The following is a 19,885-nucleotide window of genomic DNA, read 5'->3' on the forward strand; positions in this document are numbered from 1 at the left end:
CCGAGCAGGAAGGAGCAGCCGTGAGCAGCAGCCCCGCGCGTCCGCACGGCCTGTCGCGCCGCGACCTGCTCGCCCTGGATGCCGCGAAGCTGTACTACGCCGGCGCCACCCAGGAACAGGTGGCCAAGCGCCTGTTCGTCAATCGCGCCACCGTGTCCAAACTGCTCAGTACCGCGCGGCACAAGGGCTTCGTCCGCACGGTCATCACAGACCCCCGCGAAACCGACACAGCCCTGATCCACGCCCTGACCCAGACCTATGGCCTGAGCGATGTTCGGCTCGTGGTCCCCGTCGGCCGCGGCCCCACCGACCTCGCCCTCTCCCTCGGCCGCGGCGCCGCACACCTCCTCACCGGTGAGGTCCGCCCCGGGGACAGCCTCGGCATCTGGTGGTCACCCGAAACCGAAGCAGCGGCCCGCGCCGTCCGGCATCACGGCCTCACCGGCGTCACCACGGTCAGCCTGCAGGGACGCGAGCACTGCTGCCCGCCCGAATCGGTCCTCACCCACGTGCAACGGCAGCTCGGCTACCCGGTCACCTGCCCGCCCGGCCCGCTCATCTACCCCAGCTTTGAGGCGAAGGTCGCCGCCGAGCAGGAGCCGGAGCTTCGGGGCGTGCTCGCTGAGCAGCGGGCCGTGCGGATCGCCGTCCTCGGCGTCGACGGCCCCGGCGAGACCGGAGACGGCGACGGCGCCGCCGGTGGAGAGGGACCCGTCGGCTCACTCCTCGGCCGCGACCTCACCGCCGACGGGTCCATCCACGACCCCATGCGCAGCCAGCTCACCTCCGGCCTCACCCTGCCCGCCCTGCGGCAGATCGAAACTCGGATCCTCGTGGCCGGCGGGCAGAGCCAGGCCGCCATCACCCGGGCGGCGCTGCTCGGCCGCTACGCCACCCACCTCGTGACCGACGTGGAGACCGCGCGCACCCTCCTCGACACCTGACACCGGTGGGCATCACCGACAGCCCGCGCCGAGACCGATCGGCACAAATGTGCCGCCCAGCGGTTGGGAACCGCCGCCCGTGTCTCTACCGTGGTGGCCCTCACCCACGACGGAGTGGCACGAGCACGACGGACCCCCGCCGCAGCCGCACTCCCCAACAGTGAAGGCAGACGACGATGTCCACCACAGCACCCGCCGCCGACCAGGACCGCGGCACCCCCAACACCACGTGGGGGCTGATCAAAGACCGCAGCCTGCAGCTGAAGAACGGCTACCTGGACCGCACCCCGATGTTCCAGTTCATCCTGCTGTCCATCTGCTTCCCCATGTGGGGCATGGCCGCGTCCATGAACGACATCCTCATCACCCAGTTCAAAGCGGTCTTCACCCTCTCGGACTTCGCCTCGGCGTTCGTGCAGTCCGCGTTCTACGGCGGCTACTTCGTCATTGCCATCCCCGCCTCCCGCATCATCCGACGCTTCTCCTACAAGGCAGGTCTGCTCATCGGCCTGAGCGTGTACATCGCCGGCTGCCTGCTGTTCTTCCCCGCCTCCACGGTCGGCACGTACACCGTGTTCCTGGCGTCCCTGTTCGCGATCGCCATCGGCCTGTCCTTCCTGGAGACCTCTGCGAACACCTACTCCTCCCTCATCGGATCGAGGCGCCGCGCCACCCTGCGGCTGAACGTGTCGCAGACCTTCACCGCCGTCGGCTTCCTCGGCGGCGCACTCCTCGGCAAGTTCCTCGTGTTCGACGACGGCGACGCCCTCCACCGCCGCATCGAAGCCGCACCCGACGAGGCCACCAAGCAGCAGATCATCGAGACCGCGCTCGGCCGCACCCTCGACCCGTACCGCCTCATCATCGTGGCGCTGGTGATCCTCGTGGCGCTCATCGCCATCACCCAGTACCCGAAGTGCAAGCCACAGCATGAGGATGCGGCGAAGGCGCACGCACCCGTCGGCGAAACCCTCACCTACCTGCTGAAGAACCGCATGTTCGTGTTCGGCGTGATCGCCCAGTTCTTCTACGTCGGTGTGCAGACCGCCCTGTGGTCCTTCACCATCCGCCTCGCCCTCAACATGGACACCACACTGAACGAGAAGACCGCCGCGAACTACCTCATCGCCGCATTCATCGCGTTCTTCATCGGCAAGATCATCGCGAACCTCCTCATCTCCCGCATGAACGAGGACCTCGTGGTGATGATCTACAGCGCCCTCGGCGTCCTCGTGGTCATGTACGTGGTGCTGGTCCCGAACTTCACCGCGGTGTACGCCGCCGTTGTCGCCTCCGCGCTGCTCGGCCCCGGCTGGGCCACCATCTACGCCCGCAACCTCGACACGATCACCGACAAGCGCTACACCGAGACCGGCGGCGCCATCATCGTCATGTCGATCATCGGCGGCGCCGTCATCCCCGCCGTCCAGGGGCTGATCTCGGACCTGAGCGGCTCCATGCAGTTCAGCTTCATCATCAACGCGGTCTGCTTCGCCGTGATGCTCACCTACTTCATCGCCCAGTACCGCACCTCCCGCCACGCGAAGGACGCATCCCTCACCGAGGAGGCGTTCTGACATGGCGCTCACCATCCCCCTGCCGCGCCACCTGTTCCGCAGCGACCCGCAGGTGGTCTGCACCTCCGACGGCTTCGAGGTCACCGCCCGCACCTACCCCACCGGCATCCAGTCCCTCACGATCCGCAGCTCCCGCGGCCACGTGGAAGTGCTGCCGTTCATGGGGCAGATCATCTGGGACGCCGAGTTCGACGGCGTCAGCCTCCGCATGGACAACATGTTCGACCAGCCGCGCCCCGCCGCCAGCATCGAGGACACCTACGGCTGCTTCGCGTTCCATGCGGGACTGCTCGCCGCGGGCTGCCCCGCCCCGGAGGACACCCACCCGCTGCACGGCGAGTTCGCCTGCATGGCGCTGGACACCGCCGAACTGGTGGCCGACGGGGACCAGCTGACCGTCCGCTCATACGGCGAGTACGTGAAGGGCTTTGGTCACCACTACCTCGCGGCCCCGTCGGTCACCCTCACCGCGGACGCGAGCACGTTCGACATCGCGATGACGGTGACGAACCTGTCCGCCTACGCCGATATGCCGCTGCAGTACATGTGCCACATGAACTACGCGTTCTCCCCCGGCGCCCGCTTCACGCAGTCCATTCCGGACGATGCATTCCGCCTGCGCGACACGGTGCCCGCGCACGTCACCCCCACGCCCGCGTGGGAGCAGGTCAACGAGGAGCTGCGGGGCGGCCGACGGGACCCGCAGAGCCTGCAGGGCGCGGAGGACTACGACCCGGAGATCGTGTTCTTCGCCGATGACCTCCCCCATTACGGGGAGGACCTCATCTTCCGGATGGACGCACCGAACGGCGGCCAGTTCGTCACCGCCTTCGCCTCCTCCGAGTTCCCCACCGCCACCCGGTGGATCCTCCACAACCCGGACCAGAAGGTGGCCGCGTTCGTACTGCCGGGAACCTCCCGCCCCGAAGGGTTCCTCGCCGCTGACCGGGCCGGCACCCTCATCCGCCTGCGCGCCGGTGAGACCCGCACGTTTCGGGTGCGCACCGGCCTCGAATCCTCCCCCGCCGACTGCCTCAGCAAGGAGTCCTGACATGGCCATCGCCGTCATCGGGTCCAACATGGTGGACCTCATCTCGTACATCTCCCGCATGCCCGCTCAGGGCGAGACCGTGGAGGCGCCCGACTTCGCCCTCGGATGCGGCGGCAAGGGAGCCAACCAGGCGATCGCTGCGTCCCGCCTCGGATCCGACGTGGTCATGGTGACCCGAGTAGGCAACGACGTGTTCGCCGACACGACGGTGCAGAACTTCGCCGACCACGGCATCGACACCACGCACGTTCTGCGCACCGACGCCACCAGCGGCGTGGCACCGATCTTCGTGGACCCCGATTCGAACAACTCGATCATCATCGTCAAGGGTGCGAACGCGCACCTGACCCCAGCGGATGTGGAACGGGCACGGGCGGACATCGCCCGCTGCGACCTGATCGTGCTGCAGCTGGAGATCCCCCTGGAGACCGTGTACGCCGCGATCGCGCTCGGTGAGGAGCTCGGCATCCCCGTGCTGCTGAACCCCGCGCCGGCGTCCCCCGGTCTGGAGCTGGATCGGATCCGGGCGGTGCAGTTCTTCGTCCCGAACGAGACGGAGCTGGAGCTGCTGACGGGCATGCCGGTGGAGGACATGACCGACATCCGCAAGGCGGCGCGGGTGCTGGTGCGGCAGGGCATCACCCATGTCATCGTCACCCTCAGCGCGAAGGGCGCCCTGTGGGTGACCGGGGAGCACGAAGAGCACATCGAGGGCGTGCAGGTCGCGGCGCATGACACCACCGGTGCGGGCGATGCGTTCATCGGCTGCTTCAGCCACACGTGGGTGCAGACCGGGGACATCGAAACCTCGATCCGCACCGCGACCCTGTACGCCGCGGATTCGGTGACGCGCGCCGGAACGCAGACGTCCTACGCGCGGGCCGGCGAGTTCCAGGACCGGTTCGCGAACCAGCTGCGGGAGCTCACTGCCGGGTCCTGACCGGGAGGCGTCACGCGGCCGGGTCTGTGCCGGCGGCGAGTGCGGCGAACTCTGATGCACGCCCGTGTGTCAGTGCGTGAACGATCCCACATCCGGTTGGTCACATCCGTGCCCTGACCAGCATCGGAGTTCACCTGCCCGTCACCTGCGCTTCGTATGCTGGGACCATGAGCAGCTCTGGGCGCACCACAGAACACGGCGGAACGATCGGCAGCAGGGTCCGTGACGCCATTCGCGCCGCCCAGGTGACGCAGAAGGTCACCGCCGCCTCCGTGGACATGACACCGGATGCTCTGTCCCGCTCGGTGAACGACAAGCGCGCCTTCACCTCCTCGGAGCTGGTGCGCATCGCCGACTTCCTCGGCGCGGACCTCCGCCACCTCGTCACCGGTGACAGGTCCGACCGCCGCGAATGGCGCGGCCAGCCGAACCCGCAGAACACGAAGCTGCCCCGGTTCGAGGACGACGAGGTCTTCCTCGACCAGCTGCGCCATGCCTACACCCAGTCCGGCACCATCCACCCCACGCCGCCGCTGCCGCGCACTCCGCACGAACTGCGCGTGGGCCTGGGCCCTCAGTTCCTCGAAGCGCTCGACAACCGCCTCGGTCAGATCGGCGTGGACGTGATCCGCGCCCGCGAACTCATGCGCCCCCACCACCTCGATGTGGAGGGCCGCATCATCATCGCCATCCCCACCAGCGCCGACTGGACCCAGTCCAACGTGGACATCGCCATGCACCTCGCCATGGCCGCCGTGGGCCGCGACAACCCCACCGACCAGGACGTCATCTCCGTGGCGGATGAGCTGCTGATGCCGGAGAACGAACTGCGCTCCATCGATTGGAACAGCATCTCCCGCGCCGCTCTCTGCCGCATCCTCCGCCGTTGGGGCGTGCCCACGCGGGCGCTCGGCGCCCGCCTCGAGCAGCTGCGGATCCGCACCCCGAAGCGGGTGCGCCGCAACCTCGCCATGAGCACCAGTGACCTGTTCCGCCTGCAGTCCGAAGCGGACCGCACCGAAGCCGACCGCGGCAAACGCTCCGCACGCGCGGAGAAGAAGGGCCTCCCGCTGACGGACCTGCTCATCGCCTCCTCCGCCCGCACGTTCCCCCGGTGGCTGATCAACGCCCACCTGCAGCAGGTGCTGCAGGGCATGCTGCCGCCCACCACGCTCGCGTGGATGCTCGACGTGGACGTCGACACCATCGAACTGCCCGTCGCGTCCTGACGGGCGGCCGACGGGTCCCGCTCACCCGTTCAGTTCGGACGCCACCTCAGCGCGCACATGATCGACCACGCGACGGTTCGCCGCCAGCTCCGGCGACAGCAGCTGCAGAAGCACCCGCACCTTCTCCGCCGCTGATTCCGCATCGGTCTCCCAGTCCACATCCGAGGTGAACTGCCCATCCACCCCGGCGAGGGCCCGCTCAATGCGGTCGGACTGGGCATCCGGGTCCGCCGAGCCCGTCAGCCAGCGCTCCACCCACGCGGCGATCGCCGTCAGTGCCCCCTCCGGGAGCCGGCCGGCGCGCAGCTCCAGCAGCGCCACCGGCACGATCCGGTCCTTCAGCTTCTGCAGGGAGTCCACCGCCATGTCCGCGAGCGCCGGGTCGATGCGGCTGTTCTCGAACCTGTCCGCGAGCGCATGCCGGTACGCCTGCGCATCCACACTCGCCGGCAGGTGCCGCTCCGCCTCGTTCCACCACTGCTTAATCGCGCGGTGCACGAAGTCATCGGCCATCGCGTCCGCCGGGGACTCGCAGCCGAGCTGCTGACCGAGGTTCGCCATCAGGATGCCGGCGCCGTCGTGCAGCCATTCGCGCCTGCGCTCGAACGGCTCGAGGTCATCGGTGAACACCGCCCCGGCCTTCTCCCACGCGGGCCGGCCCGCCGGGAAGTCCCCTTCGATGATCCAGGAGAAGAACGGTTCGCACACCGCCGGCACGGCGTCGCGCAGACCCGTCACCGCCTGCACCTCCTGTGCGTCCTCATCGGTGGCCGGCGGGGTGGTGCGATCCACCGAGGTGGAGCAGAAAGACACGTTCTGGCTGATCCAGTCGGCGAGCTCGCCGGAGCGGGCGCGCGCATAGGTGAGGACCGCCTCGCGCGTGACGGGGCCGCTGTTCGTGATCGAATCGCACGGCACCACCGCGATCGGGCCCGCAACGGCGTCCATGCGGGCCTGCAGGCCCAGCACGAGGCGCGCCAGCGGCCCGGCGGGCGCTGCGGATCCGTCGGCCAGCGCCGTCAGGTCCGCCACCACCCGGGCGTCCTCGGTGTCCAGAGCGTCGTCGGCAGTGAGGGGGTAGCCGTCGCGGGTGATCGTCACCGTCACCACCGCCACCTGCGGGTCGGCGAGCAGGCGGGTGAGGGCGTCGATGTCGGCGCCGTCATGCGCGGCGGAGACCGACGAGATGATCTCCGCGTCGTCCCCCTGGTCGCCGCGGATCAGCAGGGTGAACAGGCCGTCCTGGTCGGTGAGGATGTTCGCCTGCTTCGCGGAGCGGCCCGTGAACGCGGCGATGCCCCATTCGCCCTCCGGGTCGGCGTGGTCGGTGGCCCAGGCGACATGGGCGCGGAAGAACGCACCGGCGCCCAAGTGGACGATGCGGATCGGACGGGCCGTGCCGGCTGTGGAGGACACCCCCACGCGGCGAGTGCGGGTCTGAAGGTTCTCGCGGGTCAGGGCGGTCACAGCTGTCTCCTCTCCATCGCGGCGCGGCTCTGCGCCGCAGCGACGAGGCCGTGCCCGGCACCGCCGCAGCCTTCCCGCCGACGGGGCCGGCGGGCATACCGCCACTGTATTCCTCGGCACTGGCCTGCACCAGGGAACGAAGGCCCTGGGCCGCGGCGCTCGGCCCGACACTCATCCTGTGACCCAGTTCGCAACGCCGTTGCGCATCGATATACGATGCTCGTCATTCCCTTCCGCCGGGACTCGGCCGGGCTCCCCCGCCTCGCATCGACGCGCGGCAGCACCCGTCGGCTCCCGCACCCCCACCCGCCGCACACTGCTGCGCGGAGTCGGCGGGCTGGTCGCCGCAGGCACGATCGGCACCGCCGCCTACGGGTCCTTCGCCTCCCTCGTGCCCGGACCGATCGTGCTGGTCACGTGGGGCCTGATGGCGATCGTGCTCGTGGGCGCGATCATCGCGAAGCTGAAGGGCCGCACCGGGCTGAACACCTGAGGTGAAGGGTGGGGTGGGGCGATTGGGCGACAGAGCCAGATCACGGCAACGGGTCACTTCTCCGTGTCGTACTGCTGACGCTGGCATCGCCGCAGAGTTGTTGCCGCCCCTTCTCTTCACGACGACGACGCCGCCAACGCGCCAGACAGAACACTGCAAGCCCCACAATGGCAGCCAACCCGATGGTGACACCGACGGCCCACCACCCCATGGTCTCGTCTTCTCCCCACCGTTCACCAGCGAACGCCTCCACAAAAGCTGGAGCCGCAAGGGCTGTACCGACGACACCGATGATGATGTTCAACAGTTCACTGCGCCCTGCACGGATTTCCGCCTCGGCCTGGCGGTTCTCCTCAGACCGGCGGCGTGCTTCCTCTCTCCTGCGCGCATCTTTCATCTGTTGGGAAGCGTGCTGGGTGGAATACACCTGGTGGCGAAGCTCGAGCTCATCGGTGAAGTCGTCATAGGCGCGATCAACCCCCATCAGGTCTCGCAGCTTGAGGAAGATCTGGGTATCGACTCGGCGTCGGGGAATCGAGTTGAACCACAGCCTGTCTCGGAAGAGAACGAAGTCCGCTTCGATGCGCTCCAGCCGGTCCATCTGCTTCTGCAGACGGTCCGCCTGCGCCCGCTCCCATCGCGACTCATCGTCTTTGCCATGCTCGGCACCACTGGGACCGGGGTCCACCTCAGCGGACACGGTCGAGTCGATCTCGGCGAGGTCTTCCGCAAACCGTTGGAGCGCGCTGTACGCCCGCATATTGAGCACGAGCAGATCCACCATCCGGGTCTGAGCCAGGACAAGGAACACGGTCTCGCCGACGGTTCGGTACGCTTTGTCGATCCCCTTGTGGAGCTTCTTCACAGTGCCCCTCGTGTCGTGGCGAACAAACGCTGTTCCGCCTTCTTCGACCCACACCGTCCAGCTGTGAAAGTCCCCGATCGTTCCGGCTTCGCCTGTGGAGTCGGCGCCGGCGGGGAGAACTTCGGCGAACTCATCAAGTCCGCCCGCCAGCACCCACCCCCATTTCTCGGCGTCGGACCATTCGCATCGTTCGTCATCGAAGTGCAGATCGAACGGTGGCGGCGGGACATCAGAACCCGGAATGGCCAGGCAGCTCCGCTCAGGTGTCGCCAGCTTCGTTCGGCGTGGCACGGCCTCGGCGCTCGTCCCGCCCTCAACGCGGCCTGGGGACTCAGACCTTGTCAATTCGAGATAGCCACCACGGCTCATCTTCAGGGTGCGCAACGACTGGTGGTTGACGGCATGGTCAACGAGGTCGTTCTGGACGAGTGCGAAGAAGTGCTCCAAGGGGTGGAGGGAGTTCGGGTACGACGGGGTCAACGGCTTCATTCCGTCGGGCCTGTTGACGTCGACGTAGGCCCGGGGACGGCGCAAGCCCTGCGAAATCGACTGCAGACTCGCGGACGAGCAGTGCTCCACAACTACGTGGAGCACGAGGACCCGGTGCACGATGCGACGATCCGGAATTGCTTCGGCTTCCCGATATTGGAGAAGTTCCGCAGCGCGCAGCTGGATTCTCCCGCCGTCCTTCAGATCAAACGCATAGCCCGAAACGGCTGGGTCCGGGTAGAGGGTGAAGCAGGAGGACTGGGCTTCTCGTTCAACGGCCGGAGTTTCGTAAGGAATGGTTGGCGGCTGGTGCACAGCCCCACCCATCAGCGCGCCGAAACGGTTTTCCGGACTAGAGGGGAAGGCCTGCATGTACGCACTGAGTGCTCCCTTGGTTCCGGCTGGCGCCATGCTGGTTGCTTCGGCCTCGGAGACTTCATGCTCCAGGTCGTAGAGGTCGACCTTTCCCAAGCCGCGGTAGCGTTCGGAGATCCACCCACTGTCTCCGTATGACAGATCAACGAAGAGGTCTCCCCCTTCCTCGTCGCGTTGGCACCACCCGTCGGGAATCGGCAATGCTACCGAGAACGTTGCAAGTCGCCAGTCTCGGATTTCTTCTCTGACCGCGTCTCGAGTGATCGATGCGTGGTCGTAGTTCAGGATTCGACCGGATCGGGTGTCTTCTGCCTGCTCGATCACTGGGCTCAGCTTTCGCTCGCTTGTCAGGGGGCACTTGGCACATTACGGGCTTCCAGAGTCCAACGCAGGCGAACCGACCAGATCTGGGCAGTTCGGTTCAGACACCGGAGTCGTCGTTACGGTGGAGGCATGCAGCATTTCTCTGACGCCCAGGTCCGTGAGCTCCTCCCCTCCCCCGCCGAATCGATCGATCTGATGCGCGAGGCGCTGATCGCGCTGGCGAACGGTGAGGGCTCCGTTGTGCCGAAGACCCAGGTCACGCACGATGTCGGCGGCGACACCGCCGACGGGTTCGCCAACGCCATGCCGGCGTCCTGGCCCGAGCGCGGCCTGCTCGGCATCAAATGGGTGACGATCACCCCCTCCAACCCGCCCCAGGGACGGCCGATGACCGGCGGCATCATGGTGCTCTCCGACGGCGCCACCGGCGCGAACCGCTGCACCATGGACGCGGGTGAGCTGACCGCACTGCGCACCGCAGCCGTCACCGGCGCCACCCTCGCGCTCGACGACCGCCCCATCACGTTCATCGGCGCCGGTGTGCAGGCACGCTCCCACGCCCGCGTCATCGACGCACTCGCTGCCCGCGACCGCGAACAGGGCCGCACGGCCCGGGGCCCGCTCACACTGTGGGCCCGTCGGACCGAAGCCCTCACCGAATTCGAACAGTGGGCGACCGAGCACGTCCCCGACCTCGAGATCCGCACCACCACCGACCGTGCCGCCGCGGTGCGCGACGCCGGCGTGATCGTCTCCGGCCTCCCGATCGGGCTGCGAGGCTCCGAGCTCGACCCCGCAGAGATCCAGGCTGACGCCACCCTGCTGCCGCTCGACTACGCATCGGTGGCGGGCCGTGCCGTCGCACAGCGGGCGAGCCTCGCCGCCGACGACCCCGAGCAGTTCGAGACGCTGCGCGCAATGAAGCTCGGAACGGACTACCCGCAGGCAACCGCATACACGGGCGAGTGGCTGCAGAAGGGCCGACCGGATGGGCTCGTGGTGGTGCAGAACCTCGGTTCCGCGATGGGAGACCTGCTGATCGCGGATGCCGTCGCCCGCGCCGCCGGCGTCTGAGGAGCAGCGCCGCCAGTGCCTCGATCGAGGCTGATCAGGAGGCGTCGATCCGGGACAGGTGGGTCGGCAGGCTCATGCTCATCACCCAGTGATCGTTCTGCGCACCGGCCGCCGCACGGCCACCGAGCGTGTGGACGCGCTGCCGGATCGCCACCAGACCGTACCCGGAGCTGAGGGACTCATCGACCCGTCGGCTCCGCACAGGCATCGCCGACGTGACGACGATTCTGATGAAGCCGCCGCCGTCGATGAACTCCACGACGATCGGCTCCGAGGTGGCGGCGTACTTGCCGGCATTCGTCAGCGCCTCCTGCAGGAATAGGGAGCAGGCTGTCTCCGCAGAGTCCAAGAGCGGCCCGAAGGCGACCGGACGGCCGTGCACCTCGACTCGGTGACCGAGGGTGCCGAGCCAGGAGGTGTGGGATTCGAGAGCATCCGCCGTGCTGGCGGTGCGCGCAGCCCGCTGCGGCGGGTTGAACCTCACCGGATCATCCAGAGGGTCGCGCAGCGCGGCCAGCATGACTCGCAGTTCCGCGAGCGCCGCACGGGACCGCTCGTTCACCTCTCGCAGCGCCTCGCGCAGCTGCTCCGGATCCTGGGACTTGAGGCGAGAGCCCGATACAAGGGACGCCGCGGTCATCTGATGAGCAACGGTGTCGTGCATGTCGCGAGCGATCGCGCGACGCTCCGCATCCCGAGCATCCTGTACACGCTGCTGGTGGTCGCGCTGAGTCCTCTCCGCTGCCATGACCCGCGCGCGCACCATGGAGATCAGCACGGCGATCAGGGCGGCGGGCGCAAGGACGAGCAGGGACGCGGCGAGGACCGCTGAGCGGACGTCAGCAGGGTTCCCCATCGCGACCGCAGCGACTCCGGCGGCGATGCATCCCATGCCGACAGCGAGGACGCGCCACGGCGCTCGGACCGCGAGGATCACGATGCCGACGCCCAGCAGATACACCACCAGCAGAAGCCGGTTGGTGGTCAGCAGCAGGATCGCAGCGCCGACCAGGAGGGACGCCAGACCAACGGTGCTGCGGCCCCACGCAGCGAGGCAGAAGCCCGCTGCAATGAGGATGAGGCCGAGCACGCCGATGATGTCGGCGCGGCCGATCGGGCCGAGCCCCACAAGGTGGTCGATGACCAGGAACACGGAGAAGATGAGGACCCCAACGCGCATCAGCGCTCCGGCGCGTCTCCCCGTGAACCCTGCCCCCTCGGTCATGCGCTCGACGCTAGCACGCGTCAGCAGTAGCGGCGGTACTTCTCCGGCAGGAGCGTGCAGAAGGCGTCGGTCACGGGTCCCGTGGGCACATGACGGGCGGCCGCGCCGACGGCTGCAGCGGCAGGAATGCTGGTCGACGGAGCTGCCGGCAGGGTGGGGGATGCGACAGCACTGACAGCAAGGGCGAGAGAAGTGATCATATGGGTCATGCGATCACGGTAGTCAGAGCGGACCCGGTGAGGAATGCCCGTTCGGCCAGCGAGGCGGATGGCCGTTCGGCTATATTTGCGGCGGGCCCCGTCGGCCCCCTCCGCCGATGTCCGGCCCGCCGGTAGGGTTGGAGCCATGATCCGAGCTGTTGTTGCGGACGATCAGCCGCTGATGCGCCGCGCCCTGGGGGACCTTCTGGACGCCTCCGAGGAGGTGCGCACTGTCGCCTCGGGAGCCGACGGGGCCGAGGCGATCGACCTGTGCCGCGAGCACACTCCCGATGTGGCGCTGATCGACCTGGACATGCCGGTGATGAATGGGATCGACGCGATCAGCGTCATCTCCAGGGAGCTCGGTATTCGTTGCGTCGCCATCACCACGTTCGTGGACATGGACTGGGTGCTGCCGGCGCTGCGGGCCGGCGCCTCCGGCTACCTGGCGAAGGACTCCTCACCCGAGTTCATCGTGGACGCCGTCACCTCTGTCATGGACGACACGATGGTGCTGGCACCCAGCGTGGTGGAGCTGCTGGCTCATCACGCCGTCCAGTTCCCGTCGGCCCCGCCCGCGCCGCAGCCTGGCACGGCACCGCGGCTCACCGACCGCGAGATGGATGTGATCCGCCTGCTGGCGCGGGGGCTCAACAATAGGGAGATCGCCGCTGACCTGTTTTTGTCCGAAGGTGCGGTGAAGCAGTACCTGGCGCGCGCCTATGACCGGCTCGGGGTGCGGGACCGCCTCCAGCTGCTCGTGCGCGCGGTTGAACTGGGCCTGGTGACGCCCTCGCTCGCGAACCCCGACTCATCGCGCTACGGCGCCTGAACCGCCCGACGCGCACGACTGGCCACCCGCACCGCCGTCACAGCTGAGGCACCATCACCGAACGGCGGCACCAGCATCAGCAGGTGCGCCAGCCACAGGACCCCAATAACCCCGGGTGCCCCGGCGACGATCAGCACCACTCCCCCAGCGGCCGTCGCGCACGGACCGGCACAGGCCGTCACCAGGGCCCTGCCCGCAGTGAGCGGTCCCGTCGGCCGCACCGACACTCGCAGCAGGCGAGCCTCAACTTGGAGTGCGTCCGGCGAACGCCCCCACGCCAGCGCGGCCGCATGCGCCGCCTCGTGCAGAGCGAACGGTGCCGCCACCGCGAAAGCGAACAGCTGCGCCACAGAACCGACCGCGCGCAGGACCCCCACATCGCCCGTCGCAGCCCACCAGAGTCCGGCCGCGACCAGGAGAAGCGCCAGCGGCGCCCCCGCTGCAAGGGCATGCCGCAGAACAGCCCCGGCGGTGCGCGCCGCGGCGCGCACGGCGGCGGTCATGCCCGGGCGCTGCCGGTGGATGGTGCGCGACCGGCATCCACGGGACGGCCCGGGGCCGTGGAGCGGGGCGCATGCACCGAATCCGGGTGCGGTGCCGTCGCATCGGTGCCGTCCGCGCGGCCGTGTGCGTCACTGCTCTGCTGCTGCAGGAGGTATCGCCGGCGTCGGTCGAGGGCCCGCACGATCCGATCGAAGAGAACGCAGAACAGCAGGCACACCGCGAACACACCGAGGATCACGAACGGGTTCTCGATCCCCATCGTGGCTTCCACGCCGCCGGCTGCACCGGGATGGGTTTCGAATACGACCCCGCCGAAGAGGGCTTCGGTTCTCTGCTGGTCACCCGTGGTGGAGAACATGGCGAACAGGAGCGCCCCGGTCGTGATGATCGCGGTGAGGATTCCCGCGGCGAACAGCAGGCTGGTGATGTGGAGTGCCTTCTTCATGACGTGTCCTTTCCGTGATAATGCGGATACCCGCAGCGGTGGTGAAGAAGAGGATCGGCAGGGCGATGACGATCAGGGAAGCTGTGAGAGCCGGTGGTGCCTGGACAATGCCGAGCATGAGGACGGAGCCGACGCCGACAACGAGCACCACCGAGAAGCCGACGAGGACGGAGAACGGGTTCTCCTTCTCCGGGGGAACCATCACCCCGACGAGAACGGTGACGACAGTGCCGCTGACCAGGCCGGCCGCTGCGAGGGCCGTGGTCTGCAGGCTCTGCCCGATGACGATGCTGAGCACCAGCAGCGGCAGCGCCGCCACCGCCAGTACCAGAACCTGGCTGCCGAGGAGCACGGCGGCGTGCCTCAGCGGGGAACGGGTGCGCAGCACGAGCGGCGCGGCGCGCCGAGTGCCCTCGTAGGCGTAGACGCCCTGCAGGACCACCGCGCCCATGCCGAGCAGAGGCGGGGCACCGGAGACCGCAAGGGCGGCGCCAGCGGCGAGGCCGAGCAGGATCGCGAGCTGTCCCTCCACCGAGCGGACCGTGGCGGCGGCGAAGATGCGCGCCGCGGACGCGTTCTCGAACGAGCCGAGGGGCACCGGAACGAACCGGCCGGACGGCACCCTGGTGCGCGGTGACAGCACCAGGCACAGTGCGGCCAGCAGCGCGCACCCCGCCGCGCCGGCGAGGATAGCGAGCGGGTATCCCGCCGCATCAGCCAGCGCCGACAGTGCAGCGGGAGCCACGATCACGCGCTCCCCAGTTGTGTACGCGTTCGCCACGGCAACTGTCTGACGCAGAACCGTGGTGTAGTACAGGGCCGACATGCCGAGCACCACAACCAGCAGGATGAGGACCCTCAGCCGGCCGAAGCCCAGAGCCGTCAGAGCCCGCTCGCCCGCGCAGAACAGACTGTTGAGCAGTAGGTAGGTGAGCGCGGCGGGCAGGACCACGCCGGTGAGGACGCGCCCCACCGCGTCGAGCCCGAACAGGACGAGGGCGGGGGCGGTGCCGGAGAACGTTACCGCAGTGACGATCGCGGCGACGAAGCCTGCTTCGACCACCATGAGCGCGGCAGCGCGCTCCTTCGCCGTCACCGGCAACTGCGCAGACGTCCGGAGCACACCGGCACTGCGGGAGAACAGGAGCTTCACCACGGCGAAGGCGATGATGACCCACAGGATGATGGAAATGCTGGTGAGGTCCATCAGGAGGGGCAGGAACCCGTCGGCCCCCGCCATCTGCCGAAGGAACAGGGACGCGCCCACCGTCATGACAGCGACGAGGGCAAGGCCCGTGAGGATCGTCCCCCAACGGGCCGACGGGTTCGCCATCAGCCCAGTCGCGACGACGCGGCGCACCATGAAGCGGGCGTAGAACTGGGCGAGCAGCAGCACCAGGCGGATCCGCAGTGCCGGTCCGGCGGGGCGTTCAGCGGCTGAGGGGTGCATCTGCTGCCCCTTCCCGCTGCTCGTCCTGATCAGCTGCGAGCACGGCGGTGCGGGCGAGTGCTTCCACGCTGCCAAACTCGCGGCGCACATCCGGCATGGGCCGGTCCAGTTCCAGGAAGCCGGAGCGCAGCAGCACGAGCCGCTCAGCGCTCGATTCCAGCAGGGGGAAGTCATGACTGACCAGAAGGATCGCGCTGCCGGCGTCGGCGAGGGCGCGGAGGTCCTCGCGTGCATGGAACAGGGAGTCGAGGTCCACGCCATTGAGGGTCTCGTCGATGAGGGTGAGAGGGCGCTGCAGCATGAGGGCACCGATGAGCTGCAGCTTCTTGCGCATCCCGTGGGAGTAGTCCTCCACGAGGTCACGCTGGCGCCCCGCCATGGCGTAGCGCTCGAACAGGGCGTCCATACGCTTCTCGTCGAGTGGAATGCGGTGCATGCGGTGGAGCAGTTCGATGTACTCGAGGCCGCGGAGGAACTCCGGGAGGATCTCGTTGCTGGACAGGACGATGAGGTCGTCGCGGCCTGCGCTGGAGGCGTGGTCGGCGCCGTTGACGGTGATGGCGCCTGTGCGGGGCGCGAGGGCATCGCCGATGAGGTTCACCAGGGTGGACTTCCCTGAGCCGTTGGGGCCGATCAGTCCGCAGATCTCACCGGCGTCCACGCGCAGGGAGGGAACGTGAAGCGCTTCGGTGACGGGGGTGTAGCCGAAGGTGAGGTCAGTGATGCGAAGAGTCATGATGCGCCCTGCGGGTTCGGGAACGGTGGTCGGGAGGAGGGGGGCCGACGGGTCCTGACGTCACTCGTGCTCGGACAGGACCCGTCAGCGTCAGGTGCTCAGAGGGAGCGGGCCGATTCCCGGCTCACGCGCACTCCATCTTGACTTTGACACCGCTCTCCCACTGCCATGAGCCGGTGAAGGTGCCCTTCTGGTTGACGACGCACCACACGGCCATGCCGGCCAGGAGGGTGGCGCCGAGCGCGAGGATCACGGCGACGAACACGAGGTACCAGGCGTCGTAGCGGACGAGCGCACGGTCCACCGATGCGGACAGCGCGGACAGTGAGGCGGTCAGGGGTGCGGGGATGACTGCATTCATGGCGTCAGAATCCTTCTTGTGAAAAGTGTTGTGGCTGCGGCCGCACCATTCACGCTACGGATTTGGTCGTCGCCGCTGAAGACTCGGATGGCCTGTCCGTTCGGCCATCCTGCGTGCCGTGTCGGCCGACGGAGCCCGCGCTTTCCATGCTTCGGACACGCCGTTCACATGGTGGGCACGGGACGTAGTCTCCCTCCATGTCCACGAACCCCATCCCGAACAATGACCGCTCCGTCGGCCCCACCGGCGGCACCACGGCGCATCCCGACCCCGTCGGCCCCACCGACCCCGGCTCCCCCGCGTCCCGGAGCGCCACGGCGGCCGCCCGCGCCCGCGAGGACCGCTCCGCCCGCATCGCCGTCACCGTGTTCCCCGCGATCATCATCGCCGCCGCCCTCCTCGGCTTCGTCGCCCCGCCCGTGGGACTCGCGCTCGCGCCATGGGTGTCCGTCTTCCTCGGCGTCATCATGTTCGGCATGGGCCTCACCCTCACCCTGCCCGACTTCGCCCTGGTGGCGCGTCGCCCCTTGCCGGTGCTCATCGGTGTGCTCGCACAGTTCGTGATCATGCCGCTGGTGGGCCTTGGTGTGGCCCTGTTGCTGCAGCTGCCGCCGGAGCTCGCCGCCGGTGTCATCCTCGTGGGCTGCGCCCCCGGCGGCACCAGCTCCAACGTCATCTCCTACCTCGCGAAGGCGGACACGGCGCTGTCGGTGACGATGACCTCGATCTCCACCCTGCTCGCGCCCCTGTTCACCCCGCTGCTCACCGTGTGGCTCGCCGGCACGTACATGCCTGTCGACGCCGCAGCCATGGCCATGAGCATCGTGAAGATGGTGCTCGTTCCGGTGGTGGGCGGCCTGCTCATCCGCCTGTTGGCGCCGCGCCTGGTGGACCGCATTCTGCCGGCCCTGCCGTGGATCTCCGTCGCCGGAATCTCCCTCGTGGTGGTCGCGGTCGTGGCGGGCAGCGCCGACACCGTAGTCAGCGCCGGCCTCATCGTGTTCGCCGCCGTGGTGCTGCACAACGCCGCCGGGTACCTCCTCGGCTACGGCACCGCCAAGCTCGCCCAGCAGAGCGAGGCTGCGTCCCGCACCACCTCCGTTGAGGTCGGCATGCAGAACTCGGGTCTCGCGGCCACGCTCGCTGCGCAGTACATGAACCCGGCCGCCGCACTTCCAGCCGCGGTGTTCTCGATCTGGCACAACATCTCTGGCGCGATCCTCGCGATGATCTACCGCCGCAGCGCCGACCGCAGCGGCTGCTGAGCACCGCCGCACCGCTGACCGCAGCGGCCGCTGAGCACCGCCGCACCAGGGCGGGCCATCAGCTGCGGCTCTGCTCCCGCAGCGTCCGCAGGTACTCGTTGTACGCCTCCAGCTCTGCGCCCTGGTCGCGCTCGGCCTTGCGGTCGTACTGGCGGGCGGTGCGGTCCTCCGCGCGGGTCCACTGCCACGTCATCACGATCGCGTACAGCAGGGTCGGCACTTCGGACACGCCCCACATGATGGAGCCGCCGCGCTTCTGCCAGAACATCAGCTGCTCGGCATCGGCCATGCCGAGCGCGTGGTACCAGTCGCCCCCGATGATCCAGGAGGCGGAGATGACGGCAAGGCCGAAGAACGCGTGGAAGCTCAGCGTCACCAGCAGGGTGACCAGCTTGAGGATCGGGTTGATGGGGCGGCGCGAGGGGTCCACACCGATGATCACCCAGGCGAACAGGTACCCGGACAGCAGGAAGTGGATCGTCATGAACGCGTGCCCGGCGTGCGTGAACATCGCCCAGGTGAACAGGGGCGTGAAGTAGAACGCGACGAGGGACCCGGCGAAGATGAACCCGGCCACGGGCGCGGAGGACACCACGTCCCCGTACTTGGAGTGGAGGATCGCCAGCACCCATTCGCGCATGCCGCGGGACCCGTCCCTCCTCGGGGTGACGGCGCGGGACATCAGCGTGACGGGGGCGCCGAGCACCCACAGCGGCGGCACGATGATCATCAGCGCCATGTGCTGCACCATGTGGCCGTCGAACTGGACGCGGCCGTAGGTGCCGGGACCGCCGCTCATCACCCAGATGAAGAGGGCGCTGCCGGCGAGGAAGAACGCCGTGCGGTGCCACACCCAGGCATCGCCGCGCCGCTTCAGCCGCACCACACCGGCGATGTACAGCGCGGCGATGGTGAGGGAGAAGCCGAGGGCGAGCCAGTCGATGTGCCACTGGGTGAACAGGGTGGGGACGTCGAACGGGGCGGTGGGCGGTTCGAAGCCGACCAGCGAGAGGACCTTCAGTTCGGCGCTGTCGCGGGAGATGAACTGCGGCACCGGCGGCTGGGAGCGGCCCAGCGCGATCGACAGACCGATGATGGCGGCGGCCACGGCGATCTCAACGATCGCGAGGCGGCGGAACGGGGCATCGGCTACGAGCTTCCTGCGCTGCGAGGCACCGGCGAGCGCAATCGCAACCAGGCCGATCGTCTTCGCGAGCACCAGCAGACCGTACCCGGTGGTGACCAGGTCGCTGATGCTGGACAGGCGGATGAGGCCGTTGACGAGGCCGGAGAACGCGAGGCAGGCGATGGCGAACACGGCCCACGGGGAGAACCGCGCCAGCACGGTGCGGATCACCGCCGCGTCAGTGCGGCGAGCAGCGAGGTGGACCAGGACCAGCAGGGGGCCGAGCCACAGCGCCATGCCGAGCAGGTGCAGCAGCATCGCGTTGACGGCGTTGTTGTGGTCGATGGAGGCGCCGGCGTGGCCGAGGAAGCCGAGCGCGACGATCGCGGCGACGAGCGCGGCCATCGCCCAGCCCATCCAGAACTGTCGGCGACCGAGCGCGAAGAGCAGCGCGGCGATCGCCATCAGGACGATCCCGTTGACGCTGATCTCGCCGACGTCAGTGCTGGAGGCGAAGAACGCGAGGCGGGAGAAGTCGGTGCCGGCGGCGTCGATGTAGCGCAGCAGGAGGGTGCCGGCCATGAGGACGATGGTGGCGAGGCTCGCCAGGAGCGCACCGGTGCGCAGGCGGTTCTGGTCCGCAGTGAGCGGGAACGGCTTGTCGCCCTTCTTGGCGCGGCGGGTGCGCCCCTCCCCGGGGTACAGCAGCGTCAGAGTGAAGCCGTAGCCGAACGCGGCGGTGATGGCGAGGTACATGCCGCCTTTGATGAGGCCGGTGGTGACGCCGAGCGCGGCGGTGTCGGCGATCGCGCCGGTGGCGGCGAGGCCGACCGCGGTGGTGACCATGACGATGAGAAGGAACAGTGCGCCGATGGCCGGCATGGGATCGAGCCCTCCAAATGCTGTTGTGGGG

General features: G+C 68.5%; 19 protein-coding genes. 9 read left to right on the plus strand and 10 right to left on the minus strand.

Annotated elements, in window-relative coordinates:
* Positions 1–20: 20 nt before the first annotated feature.
* The 5 genes from MHY20_RS05555 to MHY20_RS05575 all read left to right on the plus strand — a co-directional run bounded on the left by MHY20_RS05555 (position 21) and on the right by MHY20_RS05575 (position 5,741).
* Positions 21–944 carry a sugar-binding domain-containing protein gene (locus tag MHY20_RS05555; RefSeq protein WP_239375505.1) on the plus strand — a complete coding sequence of 308 codons (924 nt, stop codon included), beginning with the start codon at positions 21–23 and terminating at the stop codon, positions 942–944.
* A gap of 176 nt (positions 945–1,120) precedes the next feature.
* On the plus strand, positions 1,121–2,521 hold the full coding sequence (fucP, locus tag MHY20_RS05560; protein ID WP_239375507.1) for an L-fucose:H+ symporter permease: 1,401 nt from the start codon (positions 1,121–1,123) through the stop codon (positions 2,519–2,521).
* 1 nt (position 2,522) lies between these two features.
* Positions 2,523–3,572: an aldose 1-epimerase family protein gene (locus MHY20_RS05565; protein WP_239375509.1), complete on the plus strand. Its 1,050-nt coding sequence runs from the start codon at positions 2,523–2,525 to the stop codon at positions 3,570–3,572.
* A 1-nt stretch (position 3,573) separates the two neighbouring features.
* A complete protein-coding gene (rbsK, locus tag MHY20_RS05570) occupies positions 3,574–4,512 on the plus strand; it encodes a ribokinase (RefSeq protein WP_239375511.1) in 939 nt (312 codons plus the stop codon).
* A 167-nt stretch (positions 4,513–4,679) separates the two neighbouring features.
* Complete coding sequence (locus MHY20_RS05575; RefSeq protein WP_239375513.1) at positions 4,680–5,741, plus strand: helix-turn-helix domain-containing protein; 1,062 nt, start codon at positions 4,680–4,682, stop codon at positions 5,739–5,741.
* A gap of 21 nt (positions 5,742–5,762) precedes the next feature.
* Here MHY20_RS05575 and MHY20_RS05580 read toward each other — a convergent pair whose 3' ends face one another.
* A complete protein-coding gene (locus MHY20_RS05580; protein ID WP_239375515.1) occupies positions 5,763–7,208 on the minus strand; it encodes a mannitol dehydrogenase family protein in 1,446 nt (481 codons plus the stop codon).
* 178 nt (positions 7,209–7,386) lie between these two features.
* Between MHY20_RS05580 and MHY20_RS05585 the strand changes: the two genes are divergently transcribed.
* Positions 7,387–7,701, plus strand: coding sequence for a hypothetical protein (locus MHY20_RS05585; protein WP_239375517.1), 315 nt, complete (start codon positions 7,387–7,389; stop codon positions 7,699–7,701).
* Positions 7,702–7,741: 40 nt separating this feature from the next.
* Here the strand turns inward: MHY20_RS05585 and MHY20_RS05590 are convergent, their stop codons facing one another.
* The gene (locus MHY20_RS05590; RefSeq protein ID WP_239375519.1) at positions 7,742–9,754 is read right to left on the minus strand and encodes a hypothetical protein; all 2,013 of its coding nucleotides are present in this window, start codon (positions 9,752–9,754) and stop codon (positions 7,742–7,744) included.
* Between the two features lie 129 nt (positions 9,755–9,883).
* Here MHY20_RS05590 and MHY20_RS05595 point away from each other — a divergent pair, with 129 nt between their 5' ends.
* Positions 9,884–10,828 (plus strand): ornithine cyclodeaminase, encoded by a 945-nt coding sequence (locus MHY20_RS05595; RefSeq protein ID WP_239375521.1) that lies wholly within the window; start codon positions 9,884–9,886, stop codon positions 10,826–10,828.
* Positions 10,829–10,862: 34 nt separating this feature from the next.
* Here MHY20_RS05595 and MHY20_RS05600 read toward each other — a convergent pair whose 3' ends face one another.
* On the minus strand, positions 10,863–12,053 hold the full coding sequence (locus MHY20_RS05600) for a histidine kinase (protein WP_239375523.1): 1,191 nt from the start codon (positions 12,051–12,053) through the stop codon (positions 10,863–10,865).
* A 20-nt stretch (positions 12,054–12,073) separates the two neighbouring features.
* Positions 12,074–12,262: a hypothetical protein gene (locus MHY20_RS05605; RefSeq protein ID WP_239375525.1), complete on the minus strand. Its 189-nt coding sequence runs from the start codon at positions 12,260–12,262 to the stop codon at positions 12,074–12,076.
* Between the two features lie 136 nt (positions 12,263–12,398).
* Between MHY20_RS05605 and MHY20_RS05610 the strand changes: the two genes are divergently transcribed.
* The gene (locus MHY20_RS05610; RefSeq protein WP_239375527.1) at positions 12,399–13,085 is read left to right on the plus strand and encodes a response regulator transcription factor; all 687 of its coding nucleotides are present in this window, start codon (positions 12,399–12,401) and stop codon (positions 13,083–13,085) included.
* Here MHY20_RS05610 and MHY20_RS05615 read toward each other — a convergent pair.
* From MHY20_RS05615 to MHY20_RS05635, 5 genes are all read right to left on the minus strand, one after another.
* Complete coding sequence (locus tag MHY20_RS05615; protein WP_239375528.1) at positions 13,073–13,588, minus strand: hypothetical protein; 516 nt, start codon at positions 13,586–13,588, stop codon at positions 13,073–13,075. The genes MHY20_RS05610 and MHY20_RS05615 overlap by 13 nt on opposite strands.
* The gene (locus MHY20_RS05620) at positions 13,585–14,034 is read right to left on the minus strand and encodes a hypothetical protein (RefSeq protein ID WP_239375530.1); all 450 of its coding nucleotides are present in this window, start codon (positions 14,032–14,034) and stop codon (positions 13,585–13,587) included. Before MHY20_RS05620 ends, MHY20_RS05615 begins: the two co-directional genes overlap by 4 nt.
* Complete coding sequence (locus tag MHY20_RS05625) at positions 13,928–15,484, minus strand: hypothetical protein (RefSeq protein ID WP_239375532.1); 1,557 nt, start codon at positions 15,482–15,484, stop codon at positions 13,928–13,930. The genes MHY20_RS05620 and MHY20_RS05625 overlap by 107 nt, the downstream gene beginning before the upstream one ends.
* Positions 15,465–16,220, minus strand: a complete 756-nt coding sequence (locus tag MHY20_RS05630) for an ABC transporter ATP-binding protein (RefSeq protein WP_239375534.1) — start codon at positions 16,218–16,220, stop codon at positions 15,465–15,467. Before MHY20_RS05630 ends, MHY20_RS05625 begins: the two co-directional genes overlap by 20 nt.
* 124 nt (positions 16,221–16,344) lie before the next feature.
* The gene (locus MHY20_RS05635) at positions 16,345–16,581 is read right to left on the minus strand and encodes a hypothetical protein (RefSeq protein WP_239375536.1); all 237 of its coding nucleotides are present in this window, start codon (positions 16,579–16,581) and stop codon (positions 16,345–16,347) included.
* 197 nt (positions 16,582–16,778) lie between these two features.
* On the opposite strand from MHY20_RS05635, the gene MHY20_RS05640 reads away from it, so the two are divergent.
* Complete coding sequence (locus MHY20_RS05640) at positions 16,779–17,846, plus strand: bile acid:sodium symporter family protein (RefSeq protein ID WP_239375538.1); 1,068 nt, start codon at positions 16,779–16,781, stop codon at positions 17,844–17,846.
* A gap of 58 nt (positions 17,847–17,904) precedes the next feature.
* On the opposite strand, the gene MHY20_RS05645 is transcribed toward MHY20_RS05640, so the two are convergent.
* Complete coding sequence (locus MHY20_RS05645; RefSeq protein ID WP_239375540.1) at positions 17,905–19,854, minus strand: cytochrome c oxidase assembly protein; 1,950 nt, start codon at positions 19,852–19,854, stop codon at positions 17,905–17,907.
* Between the last annotated feature and the right edge of the window lie 31 nt (positions 19,855–19,885).

It is taken from the genome of Helcobacillus sp. ACRRO, from assembly GCF_022347125.1.
GTDB lineage: Bacteria > Actinomycetota > Actinomycetes > Actinomycetales > Dermabacteraceae > Helcobacillus > Helcobacillus massiliensis.